This is a genomic window from Pseudoflavonifractor capillosus, from assembly GCF_016899775.1.
Taxonomy (GTDB): domain Bacteria; phylum Bacillota; class Clostridia; order Oscillospirales; family Oscillospiraceae; genus Lawsonibacter.
Genome location: NZ_JACJJE010000075.1, coordinates 1 through 11320, shown reverse-complemented (window position 1 = coordinate 11320; position 11320 = coordinate 1). Strand labels below are relative to the sequence as shown.

At 62.8% G+C, this 11320-nt stretch carries 9 protein-coding genes and 1 pseudogene; 6 read left to right on the top strand and 4 right to left on the bottom strand.

The features are described 5' to 3' along the window. On the bottom strand, positions 1 to 551 hold a 551-nt coding region (locus H6B31_RS15150; protein WP_204899267.1), incomplete at its 3' end, for a hypothetical protein. 433 nt (positions 552 to 984) lie between these two features. On the opposite strand from H6B31_RS15150, the gene H6B31_RS15145 reads away from it, so the two are divergent. Beyond that, complete coding sequence (locus H6B31_RS15145) at positions 985 to 2178, top strand: 5-bromo-4-chloroindolyl phosphate hydrolysis family protein (RefSeq protein ID WP_204899266.1); 1194 nt, start codon at positions 985 to 987, stop codon at positions 2176 to 2178. A gap of 73 nt (positions 2179 to 2251) precedes the next feature. On the opposite strand, the gene H6B31_RS15140 is transcribed toward H6B31_RS15145, so the two are convergent. Further along, positions 2252 to 3145 (bottom strand): LysR family transcriptional regulator, encoded by an 894-nt coding sequence (locus H6B31_RS15140; protein ID WP_204899265.1) that lies wholly within the window; start codon positions 3143 to 3145, stop codon positions 2252 to 2254. A gap of 169 nt (positions 3146 to 3314) precedes the next feature. Between H6B31_RS15140 and H6B31_RS15135 the strand changes: the two genes are divergently transcribed. From H6B31_RS15135 to H6B31_RS15125, 3 genes are read left to right on the top strand one after another with little or no spacing between them, the layout of a single operon-like run. Then, on the top strand, positions 3315 to 3782 hold the full coding sequence (locus tag H6B31_RS15135; RefSeq protein WP_346014097.1) for a MarR family winged helix-turn-helix transcriptional regulator: 468 nt from the start codon (positions 3315 to 3317) through the stop codon (positions 3780 to 3782). Beyond that, a complete protein-coding gene (locus H6B31_RS15130) occupies positions 3779 to 5521 on the top strand; it encodes an ABC transporter transmembrane domain-containing protein (protein WP_204899263.1) in 1743 nt (580 codons plus the stop codon). Before H6B31_RS15135 ends, H6B31_RS15130 begins: the two co-directional genes overlap by 4 nt. Before the next feature lie 14 nt (positions 5522 to 5535). Next, a complete protein-coding gene (locus H6B31_RS15125; RefSeq protein WP_204899262.1) occupies positions 5536 to 7422 on the top strand; it encodes an ABC transporter ATP-binding protein in 1887 nt (628 codons plus the stop codon). Between the two features lie 85 nt (positions 7423 to 7507). On the opposite strand, the gene H6B31_RS15120 is transcribed toward H6B31_RS15125, so the two are convergent. Next, positions 7508 to 9190, bottom strand: coding sequence for a putative manganese-dependent inorganic diphosphatase (locus H6B31_RS15120; protein WP_204899261.1), 1683 nt, complete (start codon positions 9188 to 9190; stop codon positions 7508 to 7510). Positions 9191 to 9476: 286 nt separating this feature from the next. Between H6B31_RS15120 and H6B31_RS15115 the strand changes: the two genes are divergently transcribed. Then, on the top strand, positions 9477 to 10334 hold the full coding sequence (locus H6B31_RS15115; RefSeq protein WP_204899260.1) for a sigma-E processing peptidase SpoIIGA: 858 nt from the start codon (positions 9477 to 9479) through the stop codon (positions 10332 to 10334). Between the two features lie 21 nt (positions 10335 to 10355). After that, positions 10356 to 11078, top strand: a complete 723-nt coding sequence (gene sigE, locus H6B31_RS15110) for an RNA polymerase sporulation sigma factor SigE (protein WP_204899259.1) — start codon at positions 10356 to 10358, stop codon at positions 11076 to 11078. Positions 11079 to 11139: 61 nt separating this feature from the next. Here the strand turns inward: sigE and H6B31_RS15105 are convergent. Further along, a pseudogene (locus H6B31_RS15105) lies at positions 11140 to 11320 on the bottom strand (NAD(P)-dependent oxidoreductase); the annotation flags it as partial.

Here is an 11320-nt window from a genome sequence, read left to right as displayed (position 1 = left end):
ACCCCCTTGGTGAGCAGGAGCTTATCTCCCTCCATGGCATAGGTGGCGTTGGTGAGGGCGCCCCCCACCTGGAGGTCCGCCTCGTCCATTTTCTTCTCCAGCTCCGCCTTTCCGTCGTCGGTCCAGGCCAGAGTCAGGCCGATCTCATCCTCCGCCCCCAGCTGATGGGACAGATAGGACGCGCCCTGAAGCAGAAAGCTGCTCCGGCCGGTCTGCCAGGCCTGAGCCACCGTGGCCTGATCGTCCACCCGGACGGCGGCGGCGGTGATCTCCCCCTCCCAGGGGCCGTACTCCAGGGGCAGCGCCACGCTGGACACCTGCCCCAGATTGTCCTCCAGGGTCTCCAGAGCCTGTTCCCGGGTCAGTCCCCCCACCGGCACGCCGGCCACGGAGACTCCCTTCAAAATATTGGGCGAGCCGCCCACCCAGGCGCACAGCCCCAGGTAGGCCGCCAACAGCACTGCCGCGGCGCAGCCGGCGGCAATGAGGGCGATCTTCCTGCGCTGCCCCGGCTGGGCCGCGACCCTCTTCGGCGTATGCACTTCTTCCATGTTTTCCCTCCACGCCCCTCTTGCAGATCCGGGGCTTTGGTTTTGTCTCTCTATCCCGGGCGGATCGAAGCCCGTGCGCTCTCATTGTACGGGACCCGGCCCGGTTTCATTCCGGCAGGCCGCGCCATATATTCGGACCGCTCTGCGGCGCCGGCGGCAGTCGCGCCCCGGCCTGGTCCGGCGCAGGCCTGTTTCCAGAATATTATAGCATTCTCTCCCCGGCCGTACAATTACAGAACAGTTACAAGTCCCCTGAAAATTCCACCAGAGCCGTTTACTTTTTCCCTGACCCGCAGTATAATCAAAGGGCGTTCCCCTGCCACAGGGGTTTATGTGCGCTTTTATCAAATTTTAAGGGAAGTTCAATCCCATTTTTCCTTGCGTCTGATATGCTTATCCCATGGAAATCACACGCGGCTGGAGGTCATTCACTATGGCAGATCAATCCTATAATTACGGCTACGACTCCGGGGGCGGCTCCCGCCGGGGCGGGAATCGAAGCAACTGGGGCTTCTGGATTCTGGCGCTGTTCTTCCTCTTCATGCTCCCCCCGGTGGGCATTTTGATGATCGTCATCAAGCTGGCCGGCGGCGGCCGGAAGAAGTCCAGACCCCGCGGCCGGCACCCCTACTATATGCAGAAGGAGCAGGGGCAGATGGGCGCCCGCACCGTCCAGATGGGCGGTCAGGCCCAGACCGGCCGATCCCCCAACCCCGGCACTGTCCCTCCCGCCAACAGCCTGCTGTCCCAGATGTCCTCGAAAGCGAAGAAAATGACCACAGTTGGTGTGATTCTCACCGCCGTTTTCGGATTTATCTCCGCGGCAGTGGTCTCGGATTCTCTGTTTTGGCTGTTTGAAGGGGAGCTGGCCTGGTTTTTGGAGGATACCGTCCCCATGCTGTGCTGTCTGGGCGGCAGCCTGGGTTGCCTGTGGGCCGGCCTGCGCCGGCAGAAGCAGGTGCGCACCTTCCGCAATTACCTAGCCATGATCGGAAGCCGGACCACCATCTCCATCTCCGCCCTGTCCTCCGCCATGGGGGTCTCCCCCGCCAAGGTGCGGGACACGCTGGAAGACATGCTGGACGACGGCTTCTTCCCCCTGGGCTATCTGGACTACGGCAGCGACCGCCTGGTGCTCACCAGCGACGGCATCCCCGATCCCCCCAAGGAGGAGGAGAAGCCCGCCCAGGAGGAGCCGGCGGAGGACCCGCAGAACGCCATTCTGGAGGAAATCCGCGCCATCAACGCGGACATCGACAACCCCAAGCTGAATCAGCAGATCGACCGCATCGGCGTCATCACCGCCAAGGTGTTCGAGTACCAGCGCAGCCACCCCCAGAAGTCCAACCAGCTCCACAGCTTTTTGAGCTACTACCTGCCCACCACCCTGAAAATTCTCCGGGCTTACGCCCAGCTGGAGGACCAGGAGGTGGACGGGGAGAACATCTCCGCCGCCATGGAGCGCATCGAGGGTATGATGGACAAGGTGGTGGAGGGCTTCGAGAAGCAGCTGGACCAGCTCTTCCAGGGGGACGCCCTGGACATCACCGCCGACGTGGAGGTGCTGGAGCGGATGCTGGCCAAGGACGGCCTCTCCTCCGGCAGCACCTTGCGCATGGGGGGCTGAACTCCCACGGTTTCCACCGGCCGGTCCTTTTTCGGAACCGGGCCCCATGTAGATGGGGTCCGGTTCCGTTTTTTCATGCCCTGCGGTCTCCCGCCTGAAAAAATTCCTCCATCCGGGCCAGAAAGCGGCGGAGCACCGGTCCCATCTCCCCCGCCCGGTAGGAGAGCCCATAGGACAGGGGCGGAACCTCCCGCACCGGGATGATCTGAATTTCCGGCATGGGAAGCTGTGGCAGATCGGCAATCACCGCAAAGGCAAAGCCCGCCTCCACCAGGGTGTATAAGGTCTCCAGCCCCTCGCAGAAGCAGATCTGGTCCGTGCTTCGTCCAGTGATGATCTGGCCCTGCACCGCCAGAAGGGCCGGCGGCGCGCTGTGGGGGGGATAGGCGGCAAACCGGTCCCCCTCCCGAAGCTGCTGTATGGTGAGCTGCTCATGGGCCGCCAGGGGGTGGTCCTTTCCGCACACGCACACCACCGCTCTCCGGGACAGCTCCCGGTAGACCGCCCGCTTGGGGGCGGTCTCCTGAAAGGTGAACATCACCTGCACGTCCCCGTCCTCCAGCAGATTTTCCAGGGAGTCAAAGGGCACCAGGCGCAGCACCGGCATCAGCTGGGGAAACTCCTCCCGCAGCTGTCCCAGCACCGCCCCCAGCAGGCGCAGCTCCAGAAAACTGCGGCAGCCGATCCCAAAACGGAGGACGGAGGAGTCCTGGCCCTCCTTCAGCCGGGCCTTGGACATGCGGGACAGGGACAGAATCTCCCGGGCGTACTGGGAGAACAGATGCCCCGCCTGGGTAAGGCGCACCCGCTTGCTGGTGCGGTAAAACAGCTTGACCCCCAGCTCGTCCTCCAGGGTGTTGATCTGGTGGCTCACCGCCGGCTGAGTGATGCGCAGCTGCTCCGCCGCCCGGGAGAAGTTCAGGAAATTGGATACAGCCATAAAACACTCCAGTTGTGTGGTATTCAAACAAAAACACTCCTTCCGCCTCTGCGCCCCTTTGTATAATACAGAAATTCAATAAAAATCTTTAATAGATAATAGCAGATTTGAATTTCACATGCAACGGTTTTTGTGCTATAAAGATAAACGCCCGAATTATTTACAGCAAAACAAATTGGAAGGAGGTGGAACCAGCGTGGAAGTGAATCGAAGCGTCCTGATCCAGGAAAACCGGCAGATCAACATCCAGCTGGAGCAGTCGGGCAACCGCGCCATGGCCCAAAAAGGGCTGACCGCCATCCAGGCGCACATCCTTTTGTATATTCTGGACCACTCGGACCGGGGGATCTCCCTCACCGACATCCACCGGGAGTTCGGCTACTCCATGGCGGCCATGTCGGGGCTGGTCAAGCGCCTGCGTGAGAAGGACTATGTGCGGGTGGAGCCCTGCGCCCGGGACGACCGGAAAAAGATCCTCTTTGGGACCGACAAGGGCAAGGAGGCCCGGGAGTTTCTGGACCGGGCCATCTGCGAGGCCCAGAACCAGCTCTATTCCGGCTTTTCTCCGGAGGAACTGGCCACGCTGGACCGTCTGCAGAAGAAAATGCTGCGGAATCTTTCCGCCCTGACTCAGAATCACAGCAAGGAGGTATCCAAATCGTGAAACGAGTGTTGCAGCAGCTGGGGGTCTACAAGAAGGACGCCCTCCTGTGCGTGGGTCTGACCACGCTGGAGGTCATCATGGAGATCCTGCTGCCCTTTATCACCGCCCGGCTGATCGCTGAGGGCCTGGAGGCCAGCAACCTGTCCGCGGTGTACCGCTACGGCGCCATTCTGGTGGTCATGGCCCTGTTCAGCCTGATCTTCGGCGCCACCGCCGGCCGCTTTGCCGCCAGCGCCTCCTCCGGCCTGGCCGCCAACCTGCGGGAGGCCATTTACGCCAACATTCAGACCTTTTCCTTTTCCAACATCGACAAGTTCAGCGTGCCCGGCCTGGTCACCCGTATGACCACCGACATCACCAATGTGCAGCAGGCCTTCATGATGGTCATCCGCATCGCGGTGCGCTCTCCCCTGTCTCTGATCTTCAGCTTCGCCATGTGCATGTACATCAACGTGGAGCTGAGCCTCACCTTTCTCATCGCCCTGGCCTTCCTGGTGGTGGTCATCGGTACCATCATGGTGGTCACCCTGCGCATCTTCAGCCAGGTGTTCCGCAAGTACGACGACCTGAACGCCAGCGTCCAGGAGAACGTGTCCGCCATCCGGGTGGTGAAAGCCTTCGTCCGGGAGCGCTTCGAGGACAAGAAGTTCTCCAGGGCCTCCAGGAATCTGTACGACCTGTCGGTCAAGGCCGAGGGCCTGCTGGCCTTCAACGGCCCGGCCATGATGATCGCCGTGTACTTCTGCATCGTCATGGTGTCCTGGCTGGGCGCCCACTTCATCGTGGTGGACGGCACCCTGGCCGCCGCCGACCTGACCAGCCTGTACAGCTACATCATGTCCCTGCTTATGAGCCTGATGATGCTGTCCATGGTGGTGGTCATGATCTCCATGTCCATGGCCAGCATCCGCCGCATCCGGGAGGTGCTGGACGAGACCCCCGACCTCCACGATCCGGAGCACCCGGTGATGGAGGTGAAGGACGGGTCCATCGACTTCAACCATGTGAGCTTCTCCTATAAGCACGGCAGCGGCAAGGATACCCTCACCGACATCGACCTGCACATCAAGTCCGGCGAGACCATCGGCGTCATCGGCGGCACCGGCTCTGGCAAGAGCAGCCTGGTGAATCTGATCTGCCGCCTGTACGACGTGGACGAGGGCTGCGTCAAGGTGGGCGGCCTGGACGTGCGGGAGTACGACATGGAGGCCCTGCGCAACCAGGTGTCTGTGGTCCTCCAGAAGAACACCCTGTTCTCGGGCACTATTCTGGACAACCTGCGCTGGGGCAACCCGGAGGCCACCGACGAGGAGTGCATGGAGGCCTGCAGGGCCGCCTGCGCCGATGAGTTCATCGACCGCTTCCCCGACGGCTACCACACCCGCATCGAGCGGGGCGGCAGCAACGTGTCCGGCGGCCAGAAGCAGCGATTGTGCATCGCCCGGGCCCTGCTGAAAAAGCCCAAGGTGCTGATTCTGGACGACTCCACCTCCGCGGTGGACACCGCCACCGACGCCAAAATCCGGAAGGCCTTTGCCGAGAAAATCCCCGGCACCACAAAAATCATCATCGCCCAGCGGGTGTCCAGCGTGGAGGGGGCCGACCGCATCCTGGTGCTGGACAACGGCCGGGTCAACGCCTTTGACACCCACGACAACCTGTTGAAGTCCAACGCCATCTATCAGGAGATCTACGAATCCCAGATCAAGGGCGGCGGCGACTTCGACCAGCCCGCGTGAGAGGAGGGACATCTATGAACGCAAATGAGAGAAGGCGGACCGGTCCGGCTGTCCTGAACCGGGTTCTGGGCTACATGCTCCACTACTATAAGTATCTGTTTATTCTCGTCATCGGGTGCATTTTGGTGTCCGCCGTATGCACTGTGGTGGGGGCCACCTTCCCCCAGACCCTGATCGACGAATATATCGAACCCATGCTGTCCACCGGCTCCCGGGACTTCACCGGCCTGGCCCAGGACATCAAGCAGCTGGTGTGCATCATGGGGGCGGGCGTGATCGCCTCCTTCGGCTATAACCGCATCATGGTCAATGTGAGTCAGGGCACCCTGCGCCACCTGCGGGACGACCTGTTCCACAAGATGGAGTCCCTGCCCATCAAATACTTTGACACCCACGCCCACGGCGACATCATGTCCGTGTACACCAACGACGTGGACACCCTGCGCCAGCTTTTGAGTCAGAGCATTCCCCAGCTCATCAACTCCAGCTTCACCATGGTGGCCACCCTCATTACCATGATCATCATGAGCCCCGCCCTCACCGTGGTCTCGGTGCTGGCCGCCATAGCGATGTTTACCGTCACCAAGAACTTCTCCCGCCTGTCCGGCAAATATTTCGTTAAGCAGCAGCGGGCCCTGGGCGAGGTGGACGGCTTCATCGAGGAGATGCTGGACGGCCAGAAGGTGGTCAAGGTCTTCTGCCACGAGGAGGCGGCCAAGGCCGACTTCCACAAGGTGAACGAGGCCCTGCGCCAGAGCGCCAACCTGGCCAACCGGTACTCCAACCTGCTCATGCCCATCAACATGAACATCGGCTGGCTGAGCTACGCCCTGGTGGCCATCGTAGGCGCCATTCTGGCCATCAACGGCATGGCTGGCGTCACTCTGGGCACCGTGATCACCTTCGTGGGCCTGCACAAGAGCTTCACCAACCCCATCGCCCAGGTGAGCATGCAGATCAACTTTGTGGTCACCGCCGCCGCCGGCGCCCAGCGTGTCTTTGACCTGATGGACCAGACCCCCGAAAAGGACGAGGGCTATGTGGAGCTGGTCAACGCCCGGGAGGACGCGGAGGGCCGTCTGTATGAGAGCGCCGAGCGCACCAACGTATGGGCCTGGAAACACCCCCACAAGGCGGAGGGCACCGTCACCTACACCCGTCTGGAGGGCAGCGTGGTCTTTGAGGACGTGGACTTCGGCTATGACGAAAACAAGCTGGTCCTCCACGACATCAGCCTGTGGGCCAAGCCGGGCCAGAAGATCGCCTTCGTGGGCGCCACCGGCGCGGGCAAGACCACCATCACCAACCTGATCAACCGCTTCTACGACATCGCCGACGGCAAGATCCGCTACGACGGCATCAACATCAACAAGATCAAGAAGAACGACCTGCGCCGCAGTCTGGGCATCGTCCTCCAGGACACCCACCTGTTCACCGGCACGGTGATGGAGAACATCCGCTACGGCAATCTGGACGCCACCGACGAGGAGTGCATGGCCGCCGCCAAGCTGGCCAACGCCGACGGCTTCATCCGCCGGCTGCCCGACGGGTACAACACCATGCTCACCGGCGACGGCGCCAACCTGTCCCAGGGCCAGCGGCAGCTGCTGGCTATCGCCCGGGCCGCCGTGGCCGATCCCCCGGTGCTGATCCTGGACGAGGCCACCTCCTCCATCGACACCCGCACCGAGAAGCTGGTCCAGGACGGCATGGACGCCCTGATGACCGGACGGACCACCTTTGTCATCGCCCACCGTCTGAGCACGGTGCGCAACTCCGACTGCATCATGGTCATGGAACAGGGCCGCATCATCGAGCGGGGCACCCATGACGAGCTCATTGAGAAGAAGGGCAAGTATTATCAGCTCTACACCGGCAATTTCGCCGAGGAGACCGCCTGATTTTCCCTTTAAAAAGCCAGAAGAACACCCCGGCCGTTGGAAAACGGCCGGGGTGTTCTGTTTTTCATCGTGGGGACAAATGCGGTCAGTCCGTCTCTTCCAGGTCCCCCAGCTTGATGGCGTTGATGAGGGCGGGCACCATCTGCTTTTTCCGGCTGACCACGCCGGGGAGGACGGCCATTCCGTCCTTCACCTTGGCCTGGAACGCCTTCTCCACCAGAACCTCGGCTCCCCGTCCCACCATCATTAGTTCGGTGGTGGAGTGCACCACATCGGTGAACATGTAGAAAATAAAGTCCAGATCCTGATTTTTCAGGGCGGTCTCCAGATAGGGAGCGATCAGCGCCTGGCTGGCCTTGCGGTTCTTCTCGCTCATATAGCTGCCCTGGCCGATGCCGAAGCGGATGTTCTTGCTGTTGAAAATCTTATAGTCGGCGTTGAAGACCTCCTCGGCGGTCTTTCCGCTCACATCTCCGCCGGCCTCAAACATGGCGTCGGCATAGCGCTCCAGATCCAGCCCCAGCTGCTGGGCCAGGGCCCGGGCCGCCTTTTCATCCGCTGGGGTGCAGGTGGGGCTGCGGAACATGAGGGTGTCCGACAGGATGGCGGACAGCATCAGTCCCGCGGTGGAGTCCTCGATCTCCACCCCCGTCTCCTGATAGAGCTGGTAGATGATGGTGCAGGTGCACCCCACCGGCACATTCCGGAAGTACACCGGCCCCTCCGTCTCCAGGGAGCCGATGCGGTGGTGGTCGATGATCTCCAGCACCTCGGCCTGGTCGATGCCGTCCACCGCCTGGCTGCGCTCGTTGTGATCCACCAGGATGAGCTGCTTCTTGTGCAGGTTCATCAGGTTCCGGCGGGACACCACGCCCACATAGCGGCCCTCGTCGTCCAGCACCGGGAAGTACCGGAACCGAACGGAGGCCATTACCTTGGTCACTGAGTCCACCGAACTGTTCAGGTTGAAGGTGAGCAGGTTCTTCTGCACCATATAGTGGCGGATGGGGGTGGCCTGGCTGATCATCTGGCCGGATACATAGGTATTGTTGGGGGTGCTGATGACGATGCAGCCCTTCTCGGCGGCCAGCATGCAGATCACCTTGGACACCTTGCTGCCCGAGCATACCACGATGCAGCCCGCGTCCATCTCGATGGCGGCCAGCTGGCTGTCGCTGCGGTTGCCCACGATGACCAGGTCCCCCTTGGTGATGGTGCGCTCCATGTGCTCGGCGCTGCCCGAGCCGATGCGGATGCTCCCCTCCACATACCGGTCCTGGATGTCCCCCACCAGCACGGTGCCGTCCAGGGTGTCCACCACGTTCTGATAGCTGGTCCGGGACTCGGCCAGGATGGAGATGTCCGGCACCTCCATGTTGGCGGTGGCGATGTCCTTGACGGTGATAAGCCCCTTGAGATTCCGGCCTTCATCCACCACGCACAGGGTGTCGATCTCCTGGTCCCGCATATTGGCCCAGGCCCGGCGCACGGTCATCTCCCCGTCCACTCCGGGGACCGGGCGGATGTCCACGTCCCGCAGCTGCGGGCTCACGTCGGTGTACAGCTCGGGGGCAGGAACCTGGAAGTAGTCCAGCACAAACTCCGTCTCCCGGTTGAGCAGCCCCGCCCGGCAGGGCTTGCAGGGGTTCTCCGGGTCCAGCTTATTTTTCAGGCGGCTGTAAGCGATGGCGGCGCAGATGGAGTCGGTATCCGGATTGCGGTGGCCGATCACTTTAATGGCATGGGTATTGAGCTCCTGATTTGTCATAGTCTGCCTCATTTCTCTCTGCGGCCGCTGGGGCCATTTTATCGTCTCGGGAGCCGTCCCGAGAACTGTTCTCACAAATGGAGCCGGAAGGAATCCATTCTCATCCAGCTCACCCCCAGTATACCGTGTTTCCGACCCGCGCGCAAGGGGAAAGTGCTTTTTTCGACCTGTCCCGAGGCAGATAAGCCGGCGGTAAATCCTTCTGCGCCCAGCTGTTTTGACCGGTTTCGTTGGTCCAAGCTCCTATAATAGAGAGTGCAGCCGCGGTGGAAGGGGGCGTATAGCCGTGACCGTCATCTATGTGGATACCCTGTTTCTGCTCAACGCAATGGTGGACTACCTGCTGCTCCTGGCCTCCGCCAGGCTGGCGGGGGAGCCTCTGGCCCGGCTGCGCTTTCTGCTGGGGGCTGTGCTGGGGGGGCTGTACGCGGTAGCCATCTTCCTGCCGGGACTCTCTTTTCTGGCCCGCCCCCCCTGCCGTCTGGCGGCGGCGGTGCTGATGGTGCTGGCCGCCTTCTGGAAAAGCCGGCGGCTGCTGCGGCAGGTGGTCATCTTCTTCGCCCTCTCCTGCGCCTTCGGGGGCGGAGTATTGGCCATCGCCCTGCTGGGCGGGCGGGGGCTCGCGCTGTCCAACGGGGTGCTCTACTCCGGGATGGACCTGAAGATCGTGCTGCTGTCGGCCGCCGGATGCTACGGGGCGCTCACCCTGATCTTCCAGCGGACAGGCCGGCACACCGCCCCCTCCGGGGAGCTCAGACCGGTGCGCCTCACCCTGGGGGAGCGGCAGGTGTCCCTCACCGCCCTGGTGGATACGGGGAACACCCTCACCGACCCGGCCACAGGGCGGCCGGTGCTGGTGGCCGAGGCGGACTGTGTGGAGGAGCTGCTGCCCCCCGGAATCCGGCCCAGTCCGGCCGACCTGCGTGACCCGGCGGGGGCGCTGGAGCGGCTGGATGACCCCTGGCGGCGGCGGTTCCGCCTGCTCCCCTACCGCTCGGTGGGGGTGGACCGGGGGCTGATGCTGGCGCTGCGGGTGGACCAGGTGCAGGTGGGAGAGGAGGACCGGGGCCCCATGCTGGCCGCCCTCTCCCCCACCCCGGTGTCCGACGGGGGAGGCTACCGGGCTCTTCTGGGGGCCGATTGAGATGGAAAGGAAGGAAGGACCATGAGACGATTCTGGAGGGGCCTGGGGCGGCGGGCGGCCGCCCTGCTCGTCCGGCTGGGCCTATTGCAGCCGGGCAAGATCATGTACATCGGGGGGAGCGGCACTCTGCCCACCCCCCTCACCCGGGAGGAGGAGGCCCAGGTCATCGCCCGCCTGGAGCAGGGGGACGAGGAGGCCCGCCAGACCCTCATTGAGCGCAACCTGCGTCTGGTGGTGTACATCGCCCGGCGGTTTGAAAACACGGGGGTCAACCTGGAGGACCTGATCTCCATCGGCACCATCGGCCTCATCAAGGCGGTGGGCACCTATCAGCCCGCCAAGAGCATCAAGCTGGCCACCTACGCCTCCCGGTGCATTGAGAATGAGATCCTTATGTATCTGCGCAAGATCGCCGCCCAGAAGTCGGAGCTCTCCTTTGACGAGCCCCTGAACACCGACTGGGACGGCAACGAGCTGCTCCTCTCCGACGTGCTGGGCACCGAGAGCGATCTGGTCATGCGGCCCATCGAGGCGGACGTGGACCGGCAGCTGCTGCGCCAGGCCCTGGAGCGGCTGGAGCCCCGGGAGAAACAGATCATCACCCTGCGCTTCGGCTTGGACGGCCGACAGGAGCGCACCCAGAAGGAGGTGGCCGACCAGCTGGGCATCTCCCAGTCCTACATCTCCCGGCTGGAGAAGCGGATCATCGCCCGGCTGAAAAAGGAGATTTTAAGAATGATGTAGTGGCAAGAGCGCCCCGCCTCCCTCATTGGAACGAGGAGAGACGGGGCGCTCTGCTGCGGGCTTAAAGTCCGTTGACGATGTGGACCGGCCGCTGTCCCTTCTGGATGCGGCGGGCGTTCTCCCACATGTTCCGGTGGGCCCGGCGGAAGGAGCCGCCGGTGTTGCCCCCCAGGTGGGGGGAGTAGATGGCCCGGTCCGCCACCTCCGGCGGCAGGTCCACCAGGGGGTGGTCGGCGGGGGTG